General features: G+C 67.5%; 27 protein-coding genes. 13 read left to right on the forward strand and 14 right to left on the reverse strand.

Annotated elements, in window-relative coordinates; all coding sequences use genetic code 11:
- Positions 1-40: 40 nt before the first annotated feature.
- The gene (locus ATM97_RS17125) at positions 41-418 is read left to right on the forward strand and encodes a DUF4267 domain-containing protein (protein ID WP_218719023.1); all 378 of its coding nucleotides are present in this window, start codon (positions 41-43) and stop codon (positions 416-418) included.
- A 103-nt stretch (positions 419-521) separates the two neighbouring features.
- Here the strand turns inward: ATM97_RS17125 and ATM97_RS17130 are convergent, their stop codons facing one another.
- Together ATM97_RS17130 and ATM97_RS17135 are read right to left on the reverse strand one after the other, a co-directional pair.
- Positions 522-1,367 carry an alpha/beta hydrolase gene (locus ATM97_RS17130; protein ID WP_218719024.1) on the reverse strand — a complete coding sequence of 282 codons (846 nt, stop codon included), beginning with the start codon at positions 1,365-1,367 and terminating at the stop codon, positions 522-524.
- A 43-nt stretch (positions 1,368-1,410) separates the two neighbouring features.
- Positions 1,411-2,067: a hypothetical protein gene (locus ATM97_RS17135; RefSeq protein WP_218719025.1), complete on the reverse strand. Its 657-nt coding sequence runs from the start codon at positions 2,065-2,067 to the stop codon at positions 1,411-1,413.
- Positions 2,068-2,220: 153 nt separating this feature from the next.
- On the opposite strand from ATM97_RS17135, the gene ATM97_RS17140 reads away from it, so the two are divergent.
- From ATM97_RS17140 to ATM97_RS17170, 8 genes are all read left to right on the forward strand, one after another.
- Positions 2,221-2,826: a PadR family transcriptional regulator gene (locus tag ATM97_RS17140; RefSeq protein ID WP_218719026.1), complete on the forward strand. Its 606-nt coding sequence runs from the start codon at positions 2,221-2,223 to the stop codon at positions 2,824-2,826.
- Positions 2,827-2,856: 30 nt separating this feature from the next.
- On the forward strand, positions 2,857-3,564 hold the full coding sequence (locus ATM97_RS17145) for a hypothetical protein (RefSeq protein WP_218719027.1): 708 nt from the start codon (positions 2,857-2,859) through the stop codon (positions 3,562-3,564).
- A 1-nt stretch (position 3,565) separates the two neighbouring features.
- Positions 3,566-4,327 carry a hypothetical protein gene (locus ATM97_RS34430; protein ID WP_255587934.1) on the forward strand — a complete coding sequence of 254 codons (762 nt, stop codon included), beginning with the start codon at positions 3,566-3,568 and terminating at the stop codon, positions 4,325-4,327.
- 158 nt (positions 4,328-4,485) lie between these two features.
- The gene (locus ATM97_RS17150; protein WP_308248524.1) at positions 4,486-5,379 is read left to right on the forward strand and encodes a PHB depolymerase family esterase; all 894 of its coding nucleotides are present in this window, start codon (positions 4,486-4,488) and stop codon (positions 5,377-5,379) included.
- Between the two features lie 108 nt (positions 5,380-5,487).
- Positions 5,488-6,657, forward strand: coding sequence for an MFS transporter (locus ATM97_RS17155; RefSeq protein WP_218719029.1), 1,170 nt, complete (start codon positions 5,488-5,490; stop codon positions 6,655-6,657).
- 37 nt (positions 6,658-6,694) lie between these two features.
- On the forward strand, positions 6,695-7,765 hold the full coding sequence (locus tag ATM97_RS17160) for a metallophosphoesterase (protein WP_218719030.1): 1,071 nt from the start codon (positions 6,695-6,697) through the stop codon (positions 7,763-7,765).
- Between the two features lie 259 nt (positions 7,766-8,024).
- The gene (locus tag ATM97_RS17165) at positions 8,025-8,465 is read left to right on the forward strand and encodes an SRPBCC domain-containing protein (RefSeq protein WP_218719031.1); all 441 of its coding nucleotides are present in this window, start codon (positions 8,025-8,027) and stop codon (positions 8,463-8,465) included.
- 6 nt (positions 8,466-8,471) lie between these two features.
- A complete protein-coding gene (locus ATM97_RS17170; RefSeq protein ID WP_218719032.1) occupies positions 8,472-9,242 on the forward strand; it encodes a metalloregulator ArsR/SmtB family transcription factor in 771 nt (256 codons plus the stop codon).
- 58 nt (positions 9,243-9,300) lie between these two features.
- On the opposite strand, the gene ATM97_RS17175 is transcribed toward ATM97_RS17170, so the two are convergent.
- From ATM97_RS17175 to ATM97_RS17205, 7 genes are all read right to left on the reverse strand, one after another.
- Positions 9,301-10,524 (reverse strand): globin domain-containing protein, encoded by a 1,224-nt coding sequence (locus tag ATM97_RS17175; protein ID WP_218719033.1) that lies wholly within the window; start codon positions 10,522-10,524, stop codon positions 9,301-9,303.
- A 1-nt stretch (position 10,525) separates the two neighbouring features.
- Positions 10,526-10,996: an Rrf2 family transcriptional regulator gene (locus ATM97_RS17180; protein WP_218719034.1), complete on the reverse strand. Its 471-nt coding sequence runs from the start codon at positions 10,994-10,996 to the stop codon at positions 10,526-10,528.
- Between the two features lie 135 nt (positions 10,997-11,131).
- On the reverse strand, positions 11,132-11,284 hold the full coding sequence (locus ATM97_RS17185) for a hypothetical protein (RefSeq protein WP_218719035.1): 153 nt from the start codon (positions 11,282-11,284) through the stop codon (positions 11,132-11,134).
- A gap of 127 nt (positions 11,285-11,411) precedes the next feature.
- Positions 11,412-13,166, reverse strand: coding sequence for a GAF domain-containing protein (locus tag ATM97_RS17190; RefSeq protein WP_218719036.1), 1,755 nt, complete (start codon positions 13,164-13,166; stop codon positions 11,412-11,414).
- Between the two features lie 54 nt (positions 13,167-13,220).
- Positions 13,221-13,853: a response regulator transcription factor gene (locus ATM97_RS17195; protein WP_218719037.1), complete on the reverse strand. Its 633-nt coding sequence runs from the start codon at positions 13,851-13,853 to the stop codon at positions 13,221-13,223.
- Positions 13,802-14,764 carry a universal stress protein gene (locus ATM97_RS17200; RefSeq protein ID WP_218719038.1) on the reverse strand — a complete coding sequence of 321 codons (963 nt, stop codon included), beginning with the start codon at positions 14,762-14,764 and terminating at the stop codon, positions 13,802-13,804. The genes ATM97_RS17195 and ATM97_RS17200 overlap by 52 nt, the downstream gene beginning before the upstream one ends.
- Before the next feature lie 106 nt (positions 14,765-14,870).
- The gene (locus ATM97_RS17205) at positions 14,871-15,323 is read right to left on the reverse strand and encodes a hypothetical protein (RefSeq protein WP_218719039.1); all 453 of its coding nucleotides are present in this window, start codon (positions 15,321-15,323) and stop codon (positions 14,871-14,873) included.
- Positions 15,324-15,455: 132 nt separating this feature from the next.
- On the opposite strand from ATM97_RS17205, the gene ATM97_RS34435 reads away from it, so the two are divergent.
- Positions 15,456-15,581: a hypothetical protein gene (locus tag ATM97_RS34435; protein WP_255587935.1), complete on the forward strand. Its 126-nt coding sequence runs from the start codon at positions 15,456-15,458 to the stop codon at positions 15,579-15,581.
- A 348-nt stretch (positions 15,582-15,929) separates the two neighbouring features.
- Here the strand turns inward: ATM97_RS34435 and ATM97_RS17210 are convergent, their stop codons facing one another.
- The 5 genes from ATM97_RS17210 to ATM97_RS17230 form a co-directional block, all read right to left on the reverse strand.
- Positions 15,930-16,703, reverse strand: coding sequence for a sulfite exporter TauE/SafE family protein (locus ATM97_RS17210; RefSeq protein ID WP_218719040.1), 774 nt, complete (start codon positions 16,701-16,703; stop codon positions 15,930-15,932).
- Between the two features lie 52 nt (positions 16,704-16,755).
- On the reverse strand, positions 16,756-17,169 hold the full coding sequence (locus ATM97_RS17215) for a DUF302 domain-containing protein (RefSeq protein WP_218719041.1): 414 nt from the start codon (positions 17,167-17,169) through the stop codon (positions 16,756-16,758).
- A gap of 40 nt (positions 17,170-17,209) precedes the next feature.
- On the reverse strand, positions 17,210-17,464 hold the full coding sequence (locus ATM97_RS17220) for a DUF2892 domain-containing protein (protein ID WP_308248522.1): 255 nt from the start codon (positions 17,462-17,464) through the stop codon (positions 17,210-17,212).
- Between the two features lie 11 nt (positions 17,465-17,475).
- On the reverse strand, positions 17,476-17,745 hold the full coding sequence (locus tag ATM97_RS17225; RefSeq protein WP_067487809.1) for a metal-sensitive transcriptional regulator: 270 nt from the start codon (positions 17,743-17,745) through the stop codon (positions 17,476-17,478).
- A gap of 86 nt (positions 17,746-17,831) precedes the next feature.
- Positions 17,832-20,018 (reverse strand): MMPL family transporter, encoded by a 2,187-nt coding sequence (locus tag ATM97_RS17230; protein WP_218719043.1) that lies wholly within the window; start codon positions 20,016-20,018, stop codon positions 17,832-17,834.
- Positions 20,019-20,466: 448 nt separating this feature from the next.
- Between ATM97_RS17230 and ATM97_RS17235 the strand changes: the two genes are divergently transcribed.
- The 3 genes from ATM97_RS17235 to ATM97_RS17245 all read left to right on the forward strand — a co-directional run bounded on the left by ATM97_RS17235 (position 20,467) and on the right by ATM97_RS17245 (position 23,469).
- A complete protein-coding gene (locus ATM97_RS17235; protein WP_218719044.1) occupies positions 20,467-21,852 on the forward strand; it encodes a rhodanese-like domain-containing protein in 1,386 nt (461 codons plus the stop codon).
- A gap of 648 nt (positions 21,853-22,500) precedes the next feature.
- The gene (locus ATM97_RS17240; RefSeq protein WP_218719045.1) at positions 22,501-23,307 is read left to right on the forward strand and encodes a sigma 54 modulation/S30EA ribosomal C-terminal domain-containing protein; all 807 of its coding nucleotides are present in this window, start codon (positions 22,501-22,503) and stop codon (positions 23,305-23,307) included.
- Positions 23,308-23,469, forward strand: coding sequence for a hypothetical protein (locus ATM97_RS17245; protein WP_218719046.1), 162 nt, complete (start codon positions 23,308-23,310; stop codon positions 23,467-23,469).
- The last annotated feature ends 2 nt before the right edge of the window (positions 23,470-23,471 follow it).

Here is a 23,471-nt window from a genome sequence, read left to right on the forward strand (position 1 = left end):
TTCCAATTTCGAAATTACTTATCGTGCAGAGGAATTCATCATGCTTTCGATCGTCGGCAACTCTTTGGCCGCTGTCATCGCCCTCGCCGTCTTCGTCATGGGCACCAGCTTCTTCTGGGCGCCACAGGGTGCGGCCGGCTTCGGCATTCCGAACTCGCCGATCCAAGACACCGCCTTCCGCGCCTGGCTGCGCGTCAAGGGTGTCCGTGACATGGCCTGCGGGGTGGCCATTCTCGTCGTCCTCGCCGCCGGTACCACCACGCTGCTCGGCGGGCTTATTCTCGTCCTCGCGCTCATTCCGGTCGGGGACGCGATGATCGTGCTGCTCAGTAGAGGCCCGAAGTCCGCCGCTTACGGCGTCCACGCCACCACCGCGGCCGTGATGCTGACGACCGCCGCACTGCTGCTGACTGCCTGAACCCGCCCACTCGACCATTGAGGACCACGCGGTATGTGCGGCAGAACAGCGGGTTTCTGTCGCCGCCGTGATCCGCAGGTATTCGCTGGGCCTTCTCGGGTCTCTAGGAATGGAGACGTTCCGAGAGAAAGTCCAGTGTCGGGCCGATCGCGGTGTCGGCGTAGGCCACCGCGTGGCCGCGTCCAGGGATGGTCTGGGTGTGCACGGTGACGCCGTCGGCGCGGAGGCGATCGGCGAAGCTCGTCATCTGGGTAAGCGGAATCAGCTCGTGACTCGAGTTGAAGAGCATCATCGGCGGGTTCGATGATGCCGTGTGTAGCGCCGGTGATGCCGCGGCCGCTTGCTCGGCGCAACTGGGAGTGGCCGGCAGGCAGCCGAGGAAGACCAGCGCCGCCACTGACGCCAGCATCGCGTCCGACGTTCCCGCGCGACCGGTGAGGTCATAGGGCCCTGACCATCCGACCACCGCAGCCAACGGCGCCTTATCGGCTGTCACCGCCTGCATGAGCAGGTGGGCACCGGCCGAGGTTCCGAGACCGCCGAGACGCTCGGGGTCCAGTGCGTAGTCGGCGGCGTGGCTACGCGCGAATTCTATGGCTGCCTCGACATCGTGGTACTGCCGCGGATTGCGCGGTGCGTCCAGCCGGTAGTCGATGTTGAATACGACGAAACCGCGATGTGCTGCCGCCCGCGCCTCGCTGTCGAGTAGTTCGCGGTTGCCTCGGACCCACGCGCCGCCGTGGACCAGAATCAGACCGGGGTGGCGTGCCCCATGGCCGTCCGAAGCGGGCCGGTAGACCGTCATCGGCTGCTCGCCCTGGCTGGTGGGGTAAGCGGATTCTTCGATCTGGATGGGCGCTGCGTCCGATCGCGCGACGGTGGGAACCCCGGTGGCTGCGGCGAGTGCGGCGGCAGCGGCCATACACCACCGCAGAGTGGGCTTGTGCACTGTCAACTCCTGACTCGAGGGATGCGCAGATTGTTCACGCGGATCAGCGCAGCAGGGCGAGTCGGCTGACGAGGTCGTTGGGCCGGTATACCGAGGCGCTCCGGGTCCATGCCTGCCCCGACTCCGGATCGTAGGTGCTGGGCATGGTCACCCCCGCCGGGGCGAACGCGTGGAAGCCCTGCTTGATGGTGGTGTGGGTGGCGCGCCACTGATGGTCGGCGAAGGCGACCACCGCCACGGCGTCCGACTTCATCGACGGTCCACGCAGCTCCGCGACCTTGGCGGCCACCCCTTCGGTCGACAGATATGCCAGCGTGCCGTCTGTGGCGCGTACCGGATCGATGGAGACCACATCGGTGAGGTGGTAGCGGGACACGAGCACCTCGGCGATTTCGGTTTGGGCATACACCGGGATGTCGCGATCACCGCGGGCGGCGACGACCGCCGCGGCGAGCTCCTCGTTGACCGGTCCCGGCGCGCCGACCTCGCGCGCCGGGTCCACGCCCGCCGGAATCCGGTTGCCGAAGCTGTAGGCGAGCACGATCGTGGCCGACTCTGCTGGACCGGCGGGTGCGGTCCACAGATCGAGCGTCGACTGATCGAAAGCCGGGACAGGGAAGTCGGCGGCGGCGGGAGCGTAGGTGAACAGTGCGGAGACCGCGGCGATGCTCACGGCCGCCGCGGCGCGATTCCAACTCATGGCGGCGGACTCTAACAGCAATCACGGCCGCGCGCATACGCTACCCACGTCCGGTGCCTATGTTCGTAGGAACATAGACGCGATGAAGAACGTCCAGTAGGTCAACTTGGTGAGCAGTCAAAACTTAGTTCTTGACACGGACTGTCTGTCGATGTGATCGTGTTCATACATTCTAAGGAACATAGGAGTCCGATGCAGCTCGACTATGTGATCCTCGGCTTGCTCTCGGTGCGGCGCCTGACCGGCTACGACCTGCGGCTGTGGATGACAGGCTCCGGCCGCTACCTCGGTTATGGGGTCCAACTGCCTCAGATCTACCGGCGCCTAGCGCAATTGGTCGATCGCGGTCTGGTGGGTTTCGAGATCGACGCACGCGAAGGGCGGCCGGACGCGAAGGTTTACTCCATGACCGAGGCGGGCCGAGCCGCGCTGCTGGAATGGGCACGCTCCCCGTACGAGCCGTCACCGCGGCCGATGGACCCGGAGTTCAACCTGCGCTTCGTGTTCGCCGGGCAGTTGGATCGGGAGATCGCGATCGACATCGTCCGCACCGAACTGGCCTACCGGATCGAGCACGACGCCACCTCGCCCGCCGCGCCGCTCCCGGAAATCTACGACCCGCAAATCCCTGAGCTGGACCCGAACTGGGCCCGGGAAATCCATACGTTGGCCCACGAGAACGGTTACGCGTACGCGCGGTCCTACATCACCTGGCTCCAGCTCACCCTCGCCCGCCTCGAAGCGGGCCGTCCGGACTGACGTCCACGCCTTGTGAAATGAGAAGAAGACATGAGTAAGTACAGTGCGATTTCGGCAGCCGTCATCGCCGCGATCGCCTCCGTCTCGACTGCCTCGAATGCTGCGGCGGCACCGGAGACGACGTCACCGGTGACCTACCATGCGTCCGTGGTCGGCGGTTCCGTAATAACGACCCTCGAGAACGGAACCTTCACTCTCGCGCCGGATTCGCGAACGGTGACGATTCGGGACACCGCGGCGCGAGATCTCGAATCGCTACCGCTGGCCGCCACCGTCGACGGTGCGCATCTCCCGATTCGGCCGTACATCTCCGCCGACGGCCGCCAGCTCACCCTGGTCCCGGACACCACGGCCCTGCTGCCGCACCCGGCTCAGCCGATCGCGTCGCCGATCGAGAACCAGCTGGCCATGAACGACCTCATCAACTCGGTGAGTATCGGCACCTCGGTCGGCTCGCTGATCGGTACCGCGATCGGCGCGGTCATCGGCATCGGCGCCGGGTTCGCCCTCGCCGGCGCCTCCTGCCTGGCTTTGAGTATCGGTTGCGTGGTAGCCGCGCTGCCGATCATCACGCTCGTCGGTGGCGTCGGCGCCCTGGCCGGTGTCGTGCTGGGCGGCGGTTCCACCGCCGCGTTCGCGCTCTACGAATATCTCACCACCCTCAACGCGGCGCCCGGCACGAGCAAGTACGGCGAGTACGCGCAGGGCAAGCCCAGCACCGCACCCGAGGTTCGCTGATATGGCATCTCGCACGATCGGCATGGGATCGTCCGCCGGCGCGATGGCAGTCCTTCTCGCCGCAGCCGCGATCGCGGCGGCACCGGCCTCGGCCGAGTCGGGCGCGGCAGCACAGTTCGAATCGGCGGTGGTCGGCGGCGCCGTGGTCACCACCCTGACCAGCGGTGGATTCGCCGTCGCCGCCGACGGTCTGACGATCGAGATCCGCGATGACGGCGGTACCCGAATCGATGTGCTGCCGTTGGCTTTCGAGCTCGAGGGCCAACGGCACCGCATCACCCAGCACATCTCCGATGCCGGGCGCACGCTGACGTTGACGCCGGACACCGCCGGTATCAGCTCCATTGCCTCGCCGATGGAGGAGCAGCTCGCGCTCAACGAACTCGCCGGAAACCTCACCCGGGGAACCGTCGTCGGCACCCTGGTCGGCACGGTGGTCGGGGCGCTCGTCGGCGCGGTGATCGGACTGGGTTCCTGTCTGATCGTCGGACCGGCCTGCCTGGCCACCACACCGGCCGCGATCGCCGCGTTCGCCGGCGCGGGCGGGCTCGCCGGAACGCTGCTCGCCGGTGCGGCGACGCTGGTCGATGGTGTATGGAAATACCTGCGCACCAGACAATCCGAGCCCGGACAAAGCCCGTTCGCGAACCAGGACGGCGTGCTCGATCCGCAGGGAACCGGGGTGCCGGATGCCAACCTGCGGTTGCCGAGCGGATCGGCCAACGGACTCAAGACCGGCTCCTCGAGCGGATCGTCCCGGTGATCCCGACAGGCGTTTCCACGATTGTCCGATCCGCGATCGCCGCAGTACTGGCCACCGTGTTCGGCCTGAGCCAATCCGCCGCAGCGGCACCGCCCGCAGACCGCACCGACACCGGCAGCTACACCGCGGGCGGGCTGACCTACGACTACCGCAGCTTCGTGCCCGGCGCACTACCGGAGGCCCCGGCCCTGCTCGTCATGGTCCATGGCTGCAACACCACCGCCGAGCAACAGCAGCAGGCAAGTCAGCTCGACCCGATAGCCCGGCGTGCGGGTTTCGTCGTCCTCTACGTCGACGGCAGCCCGCTCAACGAACTCCAAGGGCGCTGCTGGTCGGGGCTGGCGGCACCGGGAAACGAATCGCGAACCTCGGGCGACGCGGCCGCGATCGCGGGTATGACCCGGCTCGTCGCCGACCGCTACCACGTCGATTCTCGGCGGATCTATGCGCTCGGAATGTCCTCGGGCGCATTCCAAACGGCAATGCTCGGCGGTCTTTTCCCGGACCTGTATGCCGCGATCGGCCTGCATTCGGGCGGTCCGTTCGGTCATGGCGTGCCGGGATGTGTCGGCACCTACCTGCCGATCGCCGCACCGGAAGCGCTGGCGGCGCGAGCATTTTCCGCTCAAGGCGAGCATCGCCGGGTGCTGCCGGTCATCGCCTTCCACGGCGACGCCGACAAGACCGTGCCCTACGAGTGCGGGCAAGAGGCGGTCGAGCAGTGGCGACTGACCAACAACACGACCCTTGCCGCCCAAGGTGTTCCGGAACCGATTCCCGCCACACCGTCCAACATCGGTGAGGGTGTCGCGCAGGTTGCCCAGGGCCACCGCTTCACGGTCCGAACATGGGAGCTCCCGAACTCGCCGTGCCCCGTGCTGCAATCCTGGACCGTCCACGGCGAAGGCCATTTCTGGTCCGGTGGCTCTCCTGATGCGCGCTCGGCGCAGTTCACCGACCCTCGTGGCCCCAACGCCTCGGAATTGGTGTGGGAGTTCTTCTCCCGCATCGATCGGACCGAGAACGGTTACCACTGCCGCCGATCCGCATAAGCGCCGGCTCGACCTTTCCGAGAATTCTGGAACCACGTGACCTTTCCTGAGACCGACCACAGCGTCGGCGAGAATACCTCTGCCGCAGTCCCTTCCGACCGGCGCCTGTTGTCACTGCTGTTCACCGCCAACACCGCCATGTACGCGCTGTACACCGGTGTCGCCGGGGTGCTGCTGCCCTTGCAGATCGAACGAATCGATCCCGCCGACAAGGTCGCCAACCTCGGGCTGGTCGCAGGCGTGGCAGCGATCTTCGCGACGGTGTTCAATCCGGTCGCGGGTGCACTGTCGGATCGCTCCGGCCGCCGCAATCCCTGGATCCTGGGGGCCGGGCTCGCGGCGATCGCGGCGATGGCCCTGCTGGGCAGTGTGAACACGGTGCTTCTGGTCGCCATCGCCTGGTGCCTCGGGCAGGCGGTCATGAACGTCTATCAGGCCGCGCTGACTTCGGTGGTGCCCGACCGGGTGCCGGTGGAAAGGCGCGGGATCGCCTCGGCCGCGGTTGGTCTCGGGTTGCCCGTCGGATCGGTCTCGGGCGTGCTGATCGCCTCGGTGTTCGCCGAGCATTTCCGCACCGGATATCTTGTGCTCGGTACGCTGGTCGCGGTGGCGGCGGTGCTGTTCACCTCCGGCGCCCGCGAACAGCGGAGGCAGGTCACAGCGTCCGTGCCATGGCGAGAACAGGTGACTGTCTTCCTGAATGTGCTGCGCGAGCACGACTTTCGATGGGCGTTCATCGGACGAGCGCTGCTGGTGCTGGGCTACTTCGCGGTCGTGGGCTACAAGCTCTACATTCTCCAGGACCACACCCGGCTGCCCGAGGGGCTGGATCCGGCCGATGGTGTGGCCGTCCTCGCGACCATCTCCGCTGTCACCATGGCCTTCTCGACCGTGGTGGGCGGAGTGCTCTCCGATCGGCTGAACCGCCGAAAGCTCTTCGTCGCGCTCTCCGCGGCGCTGGCGGCCGCGGCCCAGATGATCCCGGTGATCAGCCCGACCTGGCCCGGCATGATGGCCTTCGCCGCGGTCAATGGTCTGGCGTTCGGCTGCTTCATGGCTGTCGACACCGCCCTGGTCACCATGGTGCTCCCGAAGGCCGAGGATGCCGCCCGCGATATGGGCGTGCTCAATATCGCCAACGCGGGGCCCCAGATCCTCGGTCCCTTCGTCGCTTCCGCCGTCGTCAGCCTGGGCGGCTATACCGCCCTCTTCGTCGTCGGTGCCGTGCTGTCGGTACTCGGCGCGCTGGCCGTGGCGCCGATTCGTTCAGTGCGCTGAAGTCGCACCCGATCCCGGACAGGAAACACCCACCTCCATGACGCATTCAACCCGGTCCGGCATCAGCCGCCGCGACGTTCTGTCCGGCGCCGTCGCAGGGATCACCCTTGCCGGCCTGACACCCGCGGCGGCCGTCGCCGCCGAAGTGCCGAAGTTCGCGCCGCGAGCTGTCGATACCGCGCGTCTTCTGATCACCGGCGACGCAGGCACCGGTACCCGCACCCAATGGGCGGTCGCGGACGCGGCGCGGCAGTTTCACGCCCGCGAGCCGTTCACCATGGCAGTCGGCCTCGGCGACAACATCTACGAATCCGGCCCGCACGCCCCCGACGACGTCCAATTCACCACGAAATTCGAGGATCCCAATGCGGGCCTGGACTTTCCGTGGGCCATGGTGCTCGGCAACCACGACACCTCCGGGGTGTTCCCCGGCGACGGCGGCTGGCTGACCCGCGGCAACCACGAAGTCGAGTATCACGCCAAATCCGCACGCTGGTGGATGCCGAGCCGCTACTACTCGGTGTGCGTGCCCGAACAGAACCCCGTGCTGGAGTTGTTCATCCTCGATGTCAACCCGCTCGCGGCCTACCTGCCACCATTGCTGGAACCGTACTGGTCGGTGGACGGTCCCTACATGAACGAGCAGCGCGCCTGGCTCGACCGCGCGCTGGCCGAGTCGACCGCGCGGTGGAAGATCGCCTGCACCCACCAGCCGTATCTCAGCAACGGACCACACGGGGACGCGGGCCGCTACGAAGGGCTGGCGATCGAACCGATCAACGGTGTGCACGTCAAACGGTTCCTCGAAGACCATGTGCTGGGCAAGGTCTCCTTCCTGCTCTCCGGTCACGACCACACCCTCCAGGTCCTCGAACCGACCGCCGCGACCAAAGGCACCCGACAGATCATCTCGGGCGCGGCGAGCAAGACCGCGACCGGGCTCTCCGCCACCCACTCGGAGTCGGCGCACCCGGCCCTCTTCGAAACCCAGCACGAGCTGGGATTCATGGTCATGGACCTGAGTGTCGACGCCGTGAATCTTCGCGTGATCACCGTGGAGCCGACCGCGGGTGTGAGTAGCCAGGTGTTCGACCGCCGCCTGAGCTGACCTCCGAGTGGAAGAGGGTGGGGACACGCGATGCGGACGAGGACCCCGCTGCCGGACGTGGGATGAAGCGTCGGCGCCGACCACACCGATCGAACCGCTGCACAGATGGTTCTCCGAGCCTTCCGTCCAGCCGCTGGCTCAGCGTCCCTGCCCCCATGATCGATACCCGGCAGGCCTGCGATGCCGTTGACATGCATCCGATTGGCTGCCTAAATTGTATGGGCAGCTGATCGGCTGCCTATTGCAGAGGAGGCTCGCCATGGCCGATATCCGGCACCGTGTGGGGGTTTTCGCCCCACAGCAGAAGGTCTACGACACCGTCAGCACGCCAAGCGGAGTGTCGAAGTGGTGGATGTCCGCCAGCGGCGACCCCGAGCACGCGCTCGAGTTCGGCGACGGCGACGAGCCGATCCTCGCTGTGCGGGTGGTCGAGCTCGTCCCAGGGCGGCGCGTGAAGTGGGAATGTATGGATGGGCCGGGCGAGTGGGTCGGCACTACGATCACCTTCGACATCTATCCCGGACCGGTGGCGGAGGAGACGGTCGTGAAGTTCACCCATGCGAACTGGCGTGAGCCGGTGGAGTTCATGCACCACTGTTCCACTCGCTGGGGGCAGTTCCTGTTCAGTCTGAAGAACGGGCTGGAGAACGGCGGCTGGCAGCCCGTCGCGGCGATGCCCCCCGCCAGCAGCTGGAACTGACCGACGGTGGACGACGTCTTCCGGGCGCTGGCCGATCCGACCCGCCGCCGGCTCTTGGACGACCTCAACGCTCACAACGGGCAGACGCTGCGTGAACTGTGCGCCGGCCTGGACATGGCCCGGCAGTCGGTGAGCAAGCACCTCGCGATCCTGGAGCGGGCGAACCTGGTCACCCCCGTCCGGCGGGGCCGCGAGAAGGTTCACTACCTCAACCTGGCGCCGATCAACGAGATCGCGCAACGCTGGATCAATCAGTACGACCGGGCCCGCGTCGAGGCCCTCTCGGATCTGAAACATGCCTTGGAACGGACCCACATGGACGCGACCGGCACCCACGAATTCGTCTACACCACCTACATCCGCACCACCCCGGAACTGCTCTGGCAGGCCCTCACCGAACCGGCCTTCACCCGCAGGTACTGGGCCGGCTATACCTTCGAGTCGGACTGGCGGCCCGGCTCGACCATCGTCGTGACGGCTGGCGACGGCACCGTCGCCGACGACCCCGAACAGGTTGTCCTGGAAGCCGATCCGTACCGCCGCCTTGTCTATACCTGGCATCGCACCACGACCTGCCACGGCGGGACATCCGAACCGCGCTCCAGGGTGGCCTTCGACCTCGAGGACACGGGTGGCCTCGTGAAACTCACCGTGGTCCACGACGGATTCCTGCCGGGCAGCGCGGTACTGGAGAGCATCAGCCAGGGCTGGCCGCGTGTCCTTGCCGACCTCAAGACCCTGCTGGAAACAGGCGAGCTGACCGAAACGGTTCGCTGAGGCGCCTGGCGTCGGTGTCGCTCCACCTCGGTGTCCCCACCTCGTCGATGTGCGACATCTACGCGGGGGCCGGCGCCCAGCGATCCGGTCCGAAGACCTCGTAGTGGATGTTCTCAGCCGCCACGCCCTTGTCCAGGAGCGCCTCGCGCACGCTGAGCATGAAGGGCAGCGGTCCGCACAGGTAGGCGCGGGTGCCGTCGGCGATGGCGATCTCGCCGAGGTCGGCGCGGCCCTCCCGGAGCCCGTCTTCGGGTCGGCGGGCGCCGAGATCTTCATACCAGCGGTGCATGACCGCGAGGGGCAGCCGGTCGACGAGTTCGGCCAGCTCGGCGCGGTGGGCGTGGCTGCTGGGCGCGCGGTCGGCGTGGACCACCGAGACGGGGCGGGGGTCGGCGGTGTCGGCGAGGTGACCGAGCATGCCCATCATCGGGGTGCAGCCGATGCCCGCGGAGATCAGCAGCAGCGGCGCGTCGTCGTCCGCGAGTACCAGATCTCCGAAGGGGGTGGTCACGTCGAGGATGTCACCCTCGAAGACGTTGCGGTACAGGAAGTTCGAGACCTCGCCGGCGGGGGCGATCGACCCGTCGGGCAGCGTGTGCGGGTCGACGCGCTTGACGGTGATGCGCCAGTCTCCGGCGGAGGGCGCCGAGGACAGGCTGTACTGACGGATCTGGCGGGCGCCGTCTTCGAGGCGGACACCCACCGACAGGTATTGGCCCGGTGCGAAGGACGGCAGCGGCGCGCCGTCGAGCGAGGTGAGCACGAAGGAGACGGCGTCGGTCGACTCCTGGCGGCGCTCGCGCACCCGCGTCTGCCGCCAGACGTGACCGTCGGCGACGCCCGCTGCCCGGTACAGTCCGGCTTCCATCGCGATGAGCGTGTCGGCCATCAGCCAGTACAGCTCGTCCCAGGCCGTCGCGACCTCGGCGGTGACGGCGTCACCGAGTACCTCGGCGATGGCATCGAAGAGATGCTTGTGCACGATCCGGTACTGCTCGGGCCGGATTCCCAAGGAGGCGTGCTTGTTCGCGATCCGCGAGAGGATGAGGTCCACCCGGTCCTGATCCGGTTCGAGTTGCAGCGCGGCGAAGGCGGCGATGGCGCCGGCGAGCGCCTTCTGCTGGTCGCCCTGCCGCTGGTTGCCGCGGTTGAACAGGTCGCGTTCGAGTTCGGGGTGCGCGGCGAACATCCTGCGGTAGAACAGGGCGGTGATATCGCCGATGGCGGCGCCGACTGCGGGCAGGGTGGCGCGGATGATCTCTTTCGCGGGGGCCGAGAGCATGTCATTCTCCGTTCGTTGTGGCGGTGTCTAAGTGGGTGTCGCCCACGCGGGGGAGGGCGAGAAGAACTGTGCGGGTGGGGGTTCGGGTGAGGTCCTCGATCGTGAGGGCGTCGAGGGAGGCGAAGAAGGACTCTTGTGCGGTGCGCAGGGCCGACCGCAGGAGACAGTTCGCCCGCAGCGGGCACGGGGTGGCTCCGTCGCATTCGACGACTTCGCTCTCGCCTTCGAGCCGCCGCACCAGCCAGCCGACCGAAGCGGTGCGGCCGAGCTCGGTGATGGCGAGACCGCCGCGCCGTCCGCGCCGGGCGTCCACGATTCCGAGTTCGGCCAACCGGGTGATCACTTTCGCCACGTGGGCGTAGGACACCGCCAGTTCGTCGGCGACCTCGCGGCTGCCCGGCCGATCGTCCGAGGTCACCGCGAGCCGCATGACGACGCGAAGTCCGAGGTCGGTGAAGCGGGTGAGCTGCATGGCCCGAACCTACAATAATTCGTATTCGAGATACCAATTTTGTGAGCCGGGTAACCGGAAGACGTACGGAGGGTTCGGCGTGGGCTCGGCCTGCCCCACCACGGCTTGCTGAGGCTAGGTGGGCCGAGCCGGGAATCAGGGTCCGGCGGACCACCCGGACGAGGCGGTCGCGCGCTCCGTCGGCCGCGACCTGGACAGGTCGCGCGGTGGCATCCCGCTCAGGTTCGGGAAGATGCGGGTCGGCACCGTGGTTGGGGTGCGCGAATCGTCGATGGTCGGTGTGGTCATGGTTTTTCTCCCGGTACCGGCGGCGCACACGCGTCTTGGTGATGCATGAAGCGTCCGCCTCGCGGCGCACCCGGGGTAGAGACCTCCGGCCTCGGAATGAGGACCAACCGGCCCTTGGGCCGGGTGATCAGGGAAGCGGAACTGTCCAGCGCAGGACGGTTCCACCTTCGGGGCGGTTGTCGAGGTGAAAGGACCCGCCCGCCCGCTCGGCCCGGACGGCGAGATTTGCCAATCCACTGCGGCGCGAGATGTCGTCGGGAACGCCGACACCGTCGTCGGCGACTTCGATCGATACCTCGTCGCCAACGCGGAGTTCGACCGCGACCAGACTGGCCTGGGCGTGGCGGACCACGTTGCTCACCGCTTCGCGCAGGACCGCTTCGACATCGTCGGACAGCGGCGGGGCCAACACGGTGACGGGCCCGGCGAGCCGGACGGTGGTACGCAGCCCGGTGTCGGCGGTGGTGTCGACGATGATGCCGTGCAGATGCTTGCGGTACTTCGAGGAATCGGCGGTGTTGTTGCTCTGCAGGTCGAAGATCGAGTGTCGGATGTCCTGGACGATGGATTGCACATCGTCGATGGTCTCCATCAGCCGCGACTTGACCTCCGGAGTCCGCGCTCGCTGCATCGTGCCCTGCAGGGACAGTCCGACGGCGAACAGCCGCTGGATGACGTGATCGTGCAGGCCTCGTGCGATCCGGTCGCGGTCGGACACCACGTCGAGTTCGCGCATACGTCGCTGGGTATCGGACAGCTGGAGGACCAGGGCGGCTTGATCGGCGAAGGCGGCGAGCATGGCCGTGGTGGTCTCGTCCAGGGCCGGGGAGTCGGCGGGGCGGATGGTCGTGAGGACGCCGATCACCGAGGAACCCACCCGCAACGGGACCACCACGGCGGGCCCGAAGCGGGTCCTGGCCGGGGAGAACAAGTTGTAGGGGAGTTTGTCGGAGACGACAATCTCATCGGAGCGGTACGCGGCACCGGACTGGGAATCGTCGACGGCGAGACGCTGGTCGATGATCGCTTCGGCGTCGACCCCCGCCGCGGCGATCACCACCAATTCGGACACTTCCTCGGGTGGCACGTCGGGATCCTCGGGCAGCGCGACGAATGTGCACGCGGATTGTGTGAGGGTGAGGGCCCGCTGGGTGACCAGGTCGAGGACTTCCTTCGGCTCGCCGCCGGCGAGTAGTTCGGTCGTGACGTCCCTGGTCGCTTCGAGCCATTGCTGGCGGACGCGGGATTCCTCGTACAGGCGGGCATTGGCGATGGCGATGCCCGCCGCGGCGGCCAGTGCCTGCACGACCACCTCGTCGTCGTCGGTGAATTCCTGACCGCCGGCCTTCTCGGTGAGGTAGAGATTCCCGAAGATCTCGTCCCGGACCTTGACGGGCACACCGAGGAATGTGTTCATCGGCGGGTGGTGTGGGGGAAAGCCGACGGAGGAAGGATGATCGGACAACCTGGTCAACCGGATCGGCGTCGGCTCCTGGATGAGGAGTCCCAGCACACCGTGACCGCGGGGCAGGTCACCGATGAGGACTCTGGTCCGGTCGTCGATACCTTCGTAGACGAACTCCGCGAGTTGGTTGCTGGTCTTGTCGGTCTCGCGGACACCGAGGGCGCCGTACTGGGCGTCGACCAGTTCGATGGCGGTGTGCACGATCGAGCGCAGCGTGTCGTCGAGATCGAGTCCCGCCGTGACGACGAGCATCGCCTCGATCAGCCGGTCCATGTTGTCGCGCACGTCGATGATCTGCGCGATACGGTCCTGGACCTGGCCGAGCAACTCCCGCAGCCGCAATTGCGACAGCGTCTCGGTGACCCCTACCTGCGGGCCGTTCGTAGAGTCCAGACCGTATTCGCTCACGGGCGACATTGTTTCACGGCGAGCCATTGTCGCGTGTGCCCGGCGCAGGGCGACATATCGTCCCTACTCGTCGAGTTTCGATGCCATGACAGCTGCTTGAGTGCGGCGTTCGACCCCGAGCTTGGTCAGCAGTCGGGAGACGTAGTTCTTGACGGTCTTCTCCGCCAGGTACATGCGCGCGGCGATCTGCCGATTGGTCAAGCCCTCGCCGAGCAGGGCGAGCAGGGTGCGTTCCTGTTCGGTGAGGGTGGCCAAGGGGCCTGTCTTCCCCGCCGCCTCGGTGCGCAGCTTGGTCATGAGAGCGGCCGCGGCGCGATTGTCCAGCAGGGACTTGCCAGCACTGACGTCGCGGATGGCGGTGATCAGCTCGAGGCTCTTGATGTCTTTGATGACATAGCCGCTGGCGCCGGCCAGAATGGCGTTGAGCATGGCTTGTTCGTCGGTGAACGAGGTGAGGATCAGGCACCGCAGCGCGGGGTTCGCCGAGAGCAGTTCACGGCAGAGCTCGATGCCGTTGCCGTCCGGGAGCAGGACATCGAGCACGGCGACGTCCGGACACAGCGCGGGGATGCGAGCCAGCGCCTGCGAGCAGGTGCCGGCCTCGCCGATGACCTCGAGGTCGGGCTCCAGGTCGATGAGATCGGCTACGCCGTGTCGAACGATTTCGTGATCGTCGACCAAAAAGACCTTGACCATGGGTGCGGACCTTTCGTTTCCTGTGACAGTTGCAGCCTACGGTGCGGTCGCGCGCCGTGCGATCGATGGTGATCGCCCGATCGTGGGCGCGCAACGATAACGGGTACCGGCGCATTGTCGAGTACCGTACGGCTCACTGATCCGAGGGTGAACCCGGCGATCCCGCCGCGGCCCCGGCTGCCGACGACGATCAACTGCGCGTCTTCGGCCGCGTCGAGGAGCCGCTGGGCGGGATCGCCCTCGGCGAGGATCCGCCGCACCCTGACGTGCGGAAACTCCTGGGCGTATCCGGCGAGACACGCCGACAACGTGGCTTGCGCCTGCTGAGCCTCGTCCAGCGCTGCCGGGTCGTCGCCGGTTCGGGTCCACGCCAGCAAGGCGACCACGTCGACGCCGCGCGCCGTGGCCTGTGCGAACGCGACCTCCACCGCGTGCGCACTGGCCGCGGACCCATCGATGCCGACCAGGATGGAACGGGAGCGCTCGGGCGCCGGGGCGGCGGGAACGACGACCACCGGACACATCGAGCGCCGGACGAGCGCGGCGCTGGCCGAGCCGAGAACCGCCCGGTCGAAGGCATCCATTCCGCGAGTCCCGAGCACGAGCAGCCGCGCCGAGCGCGACCTCTTGCTGAGTGCCCGCACGGGGGCAGGCCACGCGAGCTCGGTCGAGATTTCGATGGTGTTCGCTCCGGCGACTCGCCGTGCCTCGCGCTCGGCGGCGGCCAGCGCGGCGATGCCCTCGTCCAGGTATGACTGGTGGTGCAGGCCCACTTCGCCCAGCCGAGAGCCCAGGTCCCATCCTGTCCCGATGGCGTGCACCAGGTGTAACGGCACGTGCTGCAGACTCGCTTCCTCGGCAGCCCATCGAACTGCTGCCAGGGCGAGCTGGGAGTTGTCGACGCCGGCCATGACCGGCCTGTCCCGCCGCGATGTCTTCACCGGGACACCTCGGTATCGGCGGCACCGTCGGGATGAGCCAGGGCACCCCAGTTCGAGCAGCGACGCCTGTGGCCCGTCATGCCGGCGACGATCCGTACGGGAGGGGCGGGGAGAAGCCGGCGCGCGCGCTCGGCCGACGCAGCCGGTAGGCGAGCAGGCACACGGCGACGCCGAGCAGCCCGAATACTGGCTGCAGCCAGTTGAACCGGCCGATGATGAACGGCTGCAGCGTGACCCAGCCGACCAGCAGAAGGCCGCTGTACGACCCGACGATCGCCGTCCTGGGGTCGGCGCGCACCCCGAGGGCCGCGGTAGCCGCCATCGGCACTCCGACGATCGTGGCCAGGAGCAGTCCGGCGAGGATCTGACTGCTGAACGGGAGGCGGGCGGTGATCTCGTCGCCGAGGTCGACGCCACCGCCGACGAGACCGAGGGCGCCCACGAAGGCCCACAGCGCCACGAATCCGGCAGTGCCGACGAGGCCCGCGCGTAGCGCGCGTCGAGTCTTGCGTTGTTCGAAGGTGGACATGATTGTGCCTCCTGGTGAGCTACTTACTCCCACCGAGCACGTCGGAGAGAGGTCGACGGGGTGTGGGTGGTGGTCGCCGGTCGTCAGGTGCCGGACCGATGCGCAGGGCGACCTGGGGACCGGGGATGGCCGATGAGGCTGCTGAGCAGTCGTCGACCCGCGACGAGTTCGGTGATCTGGGTCAGCGCGCAGGTCGGCAACCCGGAAGCGGCGCACTCGATCGAAATAGCCGGACCTGTCGGGGTCGCGGCGCAGTGACAGTCGCGAACTGTCGAAGTCCCATCGCCACGGCTGGGTGTTGTGGATCGACGGGACGCGGCACGCCAGCTGAATCCCTGCCCGGATAGTCCACCGGCTGGGGACCGCGGGGGCTGGTCCATAGGTCATAGCGGCCAGTGTGCTCGGGACGGGCCCTTCTCCGGGACGGCCATTACGCCTGTCTGGTGAGGACCAAATGCCCTCGGTCACGTCGGCCGGAGCGACCCAGCGAGCGCGCCTCTGCCGAACCCGCCCGGCGATCGGGCGGGTCGGACGAACGGCGGGCCAACCTCGCCGCACCCGACATCGCGAACCGCTGACGGCCCGACGACCGGTTCGGTGCGGCCGCTAACGGAGGAAGAGCACTTCGATGATGACGAAGGCCGCCACGGTGAAGATCAGGAAGGCGAACCACCGCTGGAGCCGTGCGACGTCGACCCGCTGTCCATACCGGCCCGCGACGAGCGATCCGCCGATGGCGGTCGCGGTGAACGCCGCGGCGACGCGCCAGTCGAGGCTGAGATCACCGAGGTAGGCGAGCAGCCCGGAGGCCGAATTGGCGGTGACGATCACCAGGGATGTGCCGATCGCGACCGACATCTCGATGCCGAGCAGGAGGACGAGGGCAGGGACGATGAGGAAGCCGCCGCCGACCCCGAACAGTCCGGTCAGAAAGCCGACGCCGAGTCCGACGGGCACGGCACGGGAGGCGCAGCGGCGCCAATTGATGGTCGATCCGTCGACCCGGCACGCGGTACCGATGCTGTCGTCACTCGCGAGCATCCGGGTTCCAGCGGCGATCATGACCACGGCGAATCCGGCGAGGGTCAGCGAAGGGGGAAGGTAGCGGTTCACGGCGCTTCCCGCGAACGCGGCAGGAAGTCCGGTCACGGCGAACACGCCCGCGACTCGCCACTGCACGAGACCCGACCGGATCTTGGGGATGGCGCCGACCAGTGCGGAAACGCCGACGACGAGCAGCGACATCGGCACCGCCTGGCCGAGCGGAATCCCCAGTCCGTAGACGAGCCCTGGCACGGCGAGAATCGACCCGCCGCCGCCGAGGAGGCCGAGCAGGATGCCGATGACAGCACCCAGCAGCACGGAGACGAGGATCGTCAACGATGTCTCCTTCTGGACGCGGGTGTCGTGATGTCCTCGTCGGACGCTCGCGCTACTGCGCTCGATCGCCGGTGGTCAGTGCGTCGATCGCGGCCTGCAGGCGGCGGCCCGCCTCGTCGGCGATCGGCGCGAGGGCGGGTTGGTCGGTGACCTGGACGAGCAGCTGCGGATTCATCGCCTCGACCACAACGGTGCCCGGCACGGCCGCGTCCTCCCGGACGACCACATTGCAGGGCAGCAGCAGTCCGATCTGCCGGTTCGCCTCCACTGCGCGGTGCGCGAGTGGCGGGTTACAGGCGCCGAGGATCAGATAGCGCTCCATGTCCGCGTCGAGTTTGGCCTTCAAGGTGGCCTGCATGTCGATCTCGGTGAGTACACCGAACCCTTGTTCCTGCAACGCCGCTCGGGTGCGGGTGACCGCTTCGGCGAACGATGTCGTCAACGTGGTGGACAGCGCGAGGTTCATCGATGGTCTCCGTTCTGGTTGGTCCGGGTTCTGCACTGGGCTAGTGGCCGGTAGGTCGGACTCGGCAGCCGGCGCGTTCGAGTCCGACCTTCTCCATGATCAGACTGGCGGGGCACCAGCCGACGGCGGCGTAGAAGACGAGATTGACGCCGACGAAGGTCGTGAGCAGCAGCCACCAGGGCGTGAAGACGAGGGCCGAGGCCACACTCACCAGCACGATCGCTCCGGCCATGAGTGGCACAACTCGTTCGACAGTCCAGCCCTGATGTCGGGGTAGGTTTCCCACCGGGTTCACCTTCCTTGTCGTCAGGCGAGGGCGAGGAAGAGCTTTTCCAGCTCTGCTTCACTCATGGGTTCCTTGCCGTCCGCGGCGTCACCGGCCAGGCATTCGCGTAGTCCGCTGGCCACGATCTTGAACCCCGCCTTGTCCAATGCGCGGGACACAGCTGCGAGCTGAGTGACCACGTCTTTGCAGTCGCGCCCGTTCTCGATCATCGAGATCACCCCGGCGAGCTGCCCGTGCGCGCGGCGCAGGCGGTTGAGTACCAGCGCGATACTCTCGTCATTTCCGACCATGGCGAATCCTTTCTGGGACGGACCTCAAGTATACCCTAGGGGGTATGTGTGGTGGGGTAACCCGCACCACACATACCCCGTTCGCGTCAGCCGTGCGAGAAGCTGACCTTCGGTAAGGCGCGCCGCAGCCAGGCCGGTGACCACCAGGCGGCGTGGCCGGTCAAGCGCAGCAGCACCGGCAGCAGGATCAGGCGGATGAACACCGCGTCCAGCAGCACGGCGACGCCGAGGATGATTCCCATCTCCTTGGGCGGCAGCGGCTCCGCGAGCGCGAAGGTGAAGAACACCGCGACCATCACCGCGGCGGCGGCCGCGATGATGCGGCCCGAATGAGCCAGACCCATGACATGCGCGACGTGCGGATCACCGGATTCCTCATAGTGCTCCTTGGCGGTCGCGAGCAGGAATACCGTGTAGTCCATCGCGATGGCGAAGATCATCGCGAAGAAGAACACCGGCCCCCAGCCGTCCAGAAAGCCTTGCGGGGTGAACCCGAGCAGGCTCGCGCCGTGGCCGTCCTGGAAGATCAGCTTGGCCACGCCGAACGCCGCCGCGGTCGAGAGCAGGCTCACCACGGTCCCGAGGATGGCGATGAGCGGAGCCTGGAGCGCGACCAGCAGCAGTGCGAAGCCGAGCACGAGGATGACGCCGATGATCACCGGCAGGTAGTCGTCGAGGGCTTGCTGGAGGTCGAGGTTCTCCGCCGGGGCGCCGCCGACCAGCGCCTGCGACGGCAGATCGGCGCGCAAGCGATCGAGGATCGCGCCCATCTCCGCATCCGACGGGTCGACGGCCGGGATCGCCTGGAGCATCACATGATCGGAGCCGTCCGCGCTCGGCATCGGCGGTGTGACCATGGCGATGCCCTCGGTCGTCCTGGCGGTGGCGGCGGTAGCCTCGGCATCGGCTGCGGGGGCGATGATCTGGTACATACCGGGCGCGCCCTCGCCCATCTGAGCCTGAATCAGTTCGTATCCCTGGCGCACCGAAGCGTCGGCGGGCACGACCTGTATCGAGGGCATGGCCACCTTCAGGCCGAGTACCGGCAGCGCCAACGCCGTCAGCACCAGGAGGGAGCCGATGGCGAAGGGCCAGGGGTGCCTGTGCAGCAGATTTCCCCAGGACTCGAACCGGGGTGACCGGTGCTGCTGGCGGGTGGCGTACGGCAGCGATCCAGCGTTGATCTTCGGGCCGAGTGCGCCCAGTGCCGCCGGGAGCAGGGTCAGCGTCGCGGCGAGCACGAATGCGACGGCGAGCATGATGCCCACGGCCATGGTCCGCACCGCGGGTGCGGGGACGAGCAACACGGCGGACAGGCTCACCAGCACGGTCAAGCCGGACAGGACGACCGCCTTGCCTGCGGTGTCCATCGTCTCGGCGACGGCGGCAGGGGTATCTGTGGCCTTTCGCAGCGCATCGCGGAACCTCGCGACGATGAAGAGGGCGTAGTCGATGCCGAGCGCCAGGGCGAACATCATGGCGAAATTCATCGCCCACACCGAGATCGGGGTGGCCGAGTTGAGCAGCACCAGGCCGCCGGCGGAGGCCACCAGACCTGCGAGGGTCAGCAGCAGTGGCAGGCCCGCGGCGACCAGTGAGCCGAACGCGAGCACCATGATCGCCAGTGTCACCGGCCAGGAGAGCATCTCCGCCTTGATCATGGCGTCGTGGTTGGCCTTGTTGAACTCGCTCCACAGTGCGGAAGCGCCGGTGGGGTAGACCTCGATGTCCGCCGTCGACAGCGCGGTCAGCTTGTGCCCGAGGTCGTCGACCGCCTTGACCATCTCGTCCGTGCTCGCGGCGGAGCCGGCGATCAAGACGCCGGTATGACCGTCCGGGCTGATCGTCATCCCGGGCTGGGGGGCGATGACGTCGCCGAAGCGGTCGTCGCCCTGGAGCAGGGCGATCGCCTCGGCGAGGACCTGCTGCATCGACGGATCCGAAACCGGCACGGAATCCGAGTGCACGACCACCTGCACCGCGGCGGAGGAATTCCCGCCGAAGTGCTGCTGTGCCAGCTCGCGGACGCGCACCGACTCCGAGCCGTTGGCCTGCCAGCCGGCGCCCGCCAGGGAGTTGAACACGCCCGGCGCCGCGGCGCCGAGAGCGACCAGCGCGATCAACCACACACCGAAGACCCACTTCGTGTGCGTGGCCATCCGCGCACCCCAGCGGGCCAGCGCCCCGCCGGGGATCCCCGGCGGGGCGGATCCGTGCTCGGGTTTCGATGTCGTCGGCGACAGTTCACCGGCGGATGTGGTGTTGCTGCTCAATGCGAGGCTCCTTATACGGGAGGGGGTATATTTTCGGGCGGGATCCGCCCCTGGGGAGTGGGGAATCGACAGTGAGGGCGTCAGGGCGAGCGGTGCCGCCGGTTGTCACTCGACCCGGTGGCTCATCGCGCGCCCGGCTCGGGTGGTCAGCGGCCCAGGATGCGGCCGAAGATTCCGCGGTTACCGGCGCGGTCGGCGTGTGTCTCGCAGGTGCACCGGCGCGATGCGGGCACCGAATTCATCACGCTGGCGACATGCGATCCGCAGCCGCCCCATGTGGTCTTCTTGCAGGTCGAACAGGTGACCGGGTAGCACATGAGCTCCTCCTCGGAGATGTAGAGATCTGACATCAAGATACCCCGGGGGGTACTTGCATACCCTAGGGGGTATGTGGCAATCTGTCCACAGCGGCAGCGAGAACGTGTCGTCGCGGAATGGAGGAAGCGTGATGATTCTCGAGCAGTACTACCTCGAATGCCTGTCCCATGCCTCGTACCTGATCGGCGACGAGAGCTCCGGACGGGCCGTCGTTGTCGATCCGCGGCGCGACGTCACCGAGTATCTCGACGACGCGCGGCGATTCGGGCTGACGATCGAAGGCGTGATCAACACGCATTTCCACGCGGACTTCGTCTCCGGGCACCTCGAGCTGCTCGACGCGACCGGTGCGTGGATCGGATTCGGTGCCGCGGCCGAGACCGCCTACCCGATTCGCCGGCTCGCGCACGGCGAACGCGTCTCGCTGGGCGAGGTCGAGTTGGAGGTGTTGTCCACTCCCGGGCACACCTGGGAATCGATCAGCCTGCTGGTGCGTGAAAACCCGACGGCCCGGCCGACGGCGGTGCTGACCGGTGACTCGCTCTTCATCGGGGACGTGGGCCGACCCGACCTGGTCAACCTCGGTGACGGCTCCACCGCCGACCTCGCCAGGGCGATGTACCGCACCATCCACGAAACACTGCTGACGCTGCCGGATTCGGTGATCGTCATGCCCGCACACGGCGCGGGTTCCTCGTGCGGAAAGAACCTCTCCGCAGAGCTGACCTCGACGATCGGGGAGCAGCGTAGAACCAATCCGTCGGTGCAGCCGATGAGTGAGGAATCCTTCGTCGCTTTGATCACCCACGGTCAGCCGGCCGTCCCGGAGTACTTCCATGTCGACGCCGCCCTCAACAAGGGCAACCGTGCCGTGCTGGATCCGAGCCGCGCCGTTCCGTCCTTCACCGCGCGACAGGTTCGCGACGAATTGGCTTCCGGCACGATCGTTCTCGATGCCCGCACCCCGGAGGACTTCGCTGCCGGGCACCTGCGCGGATCGGTGAACGTCGGTTTCGACGGCCGCTTCGCCGAAACCGGCGGCATGGTGGCCGAGATCGGCGACCGGATCGTGCTGATCGCCTATCCCGGCGAAGAACAGAACGCGGCGCTGCGACTGGCGCGCATCGGGTCCGACGAGGCGGTCGGGTACTTCACAGTCGACCACGGCGGAGTCTTCCCGGCTGAACTGACGGATCTCGTGCAAGCCGCACCGAGGACAACCGTCGAGCAGCTGCGACAGCTACTCGACGCCGACCGGGTCGCCCTCGTCGATGTCCGCAACCCCGGCGAGCGGGAGTTCGGCTACATTCCCGAAGCGACCTCGATCCCGTTGGCGCAGTTGCGGTCCAGGATCGGGGAGCTGCCCACGGGTGTGCCGATCGTGGTGCACTGCGCGGGTGGCTGGCGCTCGAGCGTTGCCGCGTCGCTGCTCCGTTCGCTGGGCGTCGAACAGGTCAGCGACCTGGTCGGCGGCTACAACGCGTGGATCGACCACCGGGCAGCGGCGACGGCCTGACATCGGCATCGCCGTCGGCCGATGGTTCGGACCGGCGGCGGGAGAACGCCGAGGTGGCGAGCGGCCTCGAGAAACACCGCGGGTTCCGTCATGCCCATTCAGACGGCCGCTTCGGACCTCCTCCGGCCGAGCTCATCACCTCGTTCCACCATCCCTGGAGCGGACTCGGTTCCGGCCAGCGCACCGTCGTCGCTGATTCGGCGCCGTCGTCGAGCGGCAGGGGAGCGGGGTCTTCGCCACGGGCGAGCGACATGGGTACCTCCTGGTGGGACTCGGCCGGTGTCACAGTCTGGAATGTCGGGGGGAGCGGCGAGAAGTGCCGGAAGTCCGTGTCTGCCGGGCCGCACGGCTCTTCATGTACTCGAGGCGCGCCTGACACCGCTCGGCCGGACCGGCGCGATGATGTCGCACCGATGGTGTCGGAGCCGGTGCCAGGGCCGAATCGACGACGAGCCACCAGGCGGAGAAGAACGCGAGTCGCCACCCGGAGCGAGCGAGGACCGGCAGCGGCACTGCCTGCTGTCGGTCGGGGGAGTGACGAAAGACCTCCGAATCTGTGCCCAATGCGCTGAGTCGGCCGGTATTGGGGCCCTGCCCGCGCGCGCCCGGGTCGGCGAGTCTGATCAGGTGAGACAGAAGGAGAACGCCATGCTGCAGAGCACGGAATCGCCGGAGGCGACTGTGCGGATCTCGTTGGGGCGGCACGTGTCCGCCGCGGCGACGGAGTACGCGCGCGAGAAGATCGGCTGCGCATTGCGGTCAGCGTCGGAACCGGTGCTGTCGGTGCGGGTTCGGCTCGTGGGTCACGCGGACCCGGCGGTCGTGGAGCCGATCATGGCGCAAGCGAATGTGAACATGGCCGGAGTCGCGGTGCGCGCGCAGGTGACGGCCGCGACCACCCGCGAAGCCATCGATGCGCTGGCGGATCGGTTGCGTGTTCGGCTGGAGCGCTTGTCGCGGCGCTGGGAAGCGCAGCGTGGTGGTGATCGCCTGCCCGCGGACACGACGGGCTGGCATCACGGGGCCGCCCCTCGGCAACGCCTGCCCTACTTTCCGCGCCCCATCGAGGAGCGTGAGATTCTGCGCCGCAAGTCGTTCGCCCTCGCGGCGGAGACCTGTGACGAGGCGGCGTTCGATATGGCGTTGCTGGACTACGACTTCCACCTGTTCACCGAATCCGGAAGCGGCCTCGACAGCGTCCTGTACCGGTCGGGTCCCACGGGGCTTCGCCTGGCGCAGCTCGACCCACGGCCTGACCTGGTGATCGGGGGCAGAGAAGCCGTCTCGATCAGTTCCGCGCGCCCACCCGAGCTCGGTGTCGACGCCGCCGTCGACCGGTTGGAGGTGACGGGATGGCCGTTCGTGTTCTTCCGTGACCCGGAGCGGGGTCGCGGCCGAGTGCTGTATCACCGCTACGACGGGCACTACGGCCTCCTCACCCCCGCGGCGGTGTAGATGCGCATCGTCGACGTGGTGGTGGGTTTTCCGGCGCTGTTTCCGATCGGCCTGGTGCTTCTCGCGCCGGACGGCACCGGCGACCGGGCACAGTCGTCGACACCGTTTCGCCGCCGATCTGCTCAGTGGGCGGCGGCGGAACCGGCCGTACGGAGGCACTGAGG

The organism is Nocardia sp. MH4, from assembly GCF_019266065.1.
In the GTDB taxonomy this organism is placed as follows: Bacteria; Actinomycetota; Actinomycetes; order Mycobacteriales; family Mycobacteriaceae; genus Nocardia; species Nocardia canadensis.

What these genes read in the sequence shown, in the direction of transcription:
- ATM97_RS17135 (WP_218719025.1), bottom strand. Translation starts at nt 2,067, where the DNA reads ATGAGTTGGAATCGCGCCGCGGCGGCCGTGAGCATCGCCGCGGTCTCC.
- ATM97_RS17225 (WP_067487809.1), bottom strand. Translation starts at nt 17,745, where the DNA reads ATGGTCGGAAATGACGAGAGTATCGCGCTGGTACTCAACCGCCTGCGC.
- ATM97_RS17200 (WP_218719038.1), bottom strand. Translation starts at nt 14,764, where the DNA reads ATGGCCGGCGTCGACAACTCCCAGCTCGCCCTGGCAGCAGTTCGATGG.
- ATM97_RS17190 (WP_218719036.1), bottom strand. Translation starts at nt 13,166, where the DNA reads ATGTCGCCCGTGAGCGAATACGGTCTGGACTCTACGAACGGCCCGCAG.
- ATM97_RS17145 (WP_218719027.1), top strand. Translation starts at nt 2,857, where the DNA reads ATGAGTAAGTACAGTGCGATTTCGGCAGCCGTCATCGCCGCGATCGCC.
- ATM97_RS34430 (WP_255587934.1), top strand. Translation starts at nt 3,566, where the DNA reads ATGGCATCTCGCACGATCGGCATGGGATCGTCCGCCGGCGCGATGGCA.
- ATM97_RS17205 (WP_218719039.1), bottom strand. Translation starts at nt 15,323, where the DNA reads ATGTCCACCTTCGAACAACGCAAGACTCGACGCGCGCTACGCGCGGGC.
- ATM97_RS17165 (WP_218719031.1), top strand. Translation starts at nt 8,025, where the DNA reads ATGGCCGATATCCGGCACCGTGTGGGGGTTTTCGCCCCACAGCAGAAG.
- ATM97_RS17245 (WP_218719046.1), top strand. Translation starts at nt 23,308, where the DNA reads ATGCGCATCGTCGACGTGGTGGTGGGTTTTCCGGCGCTGTTTCCGATC.
- ATM97_RS17125 (WP_218719023.1), top strand. Translation starts at nt 41, where the DNA reads ATGCTTTCGATCGTCGGCAACTCTTTGGCCGCTGTCATCGCCCTCGCC.
- ATM97_RS17180 (WP_218719034.1), bottom strand. Translation starts at nt 10,996, where the DNA reads ATGCAGCTCACCCGCTTCACCGACCTCGGACTTCGCGTCGTCATGCGG.
- ATM97_RS17185 (WP_218719035.1), bottom strand. Translation starts at nt 11,284, where the DNA reads ATGACCACACCGACCATCGACGATTCGCGCACCCCAACCACGGTGCCG.
- ATM97_RS17240 (WP_218719045.1), top strand. Translation starts at nt 22,501, where the DNA reads ATGCTGCAGAGCACGGAATCGCCGGAGGCGACTGTGCGGATCTCGTTG.
- ATM97_RS17235 (WP_218719044.1), top strand. Translation starts at nt 20,467, where the DNA reads ATGATTCTCGAGCAGTACTACCTCGAATGCCTGTCCCATGCCTCGTAC.
- ATM97_RS17175 (WP_218719033.1), bottom strand. Translation starts at nt 10,524, where the DNA reads ATGCTCTCGGCCCCCGCGAAAGAGATCATCCGCGCCACCCTGCCCGCA.
- ATM97_RS17160 (WP_218719030.1), top strand. Translation starts at nt 6,695, where the DNA reads ATGACGCATTCAACCCGGTCCGGCATCAGCCGCCGCGACGTTCTGTCC.
- ATM97_RS17195 (WP_218719037.1), bottom strand. Translation starts at nt 13,853, where the DNA reads ATGGTCAAGGTCTTTTTGGTCGACGATCACGAAATCGTTCGACACGGC.
- ATM97_RS17215 (WP_218719041.1), bottom strand. Translation starts at nt 17,169, where the DNA reads ATGAACCTCGCGCTGTCCACCACGTTGACGACATCGTTCGCCGAAGCG.
- ATM97_RS34435 (WP_255587935.1), top strand. Translation starts at nt 15,456, where the DNA reads ATGAGGCTGCTGAGCAGTCGTCGACCCGCGACGAGTTCGGTGATCTGG.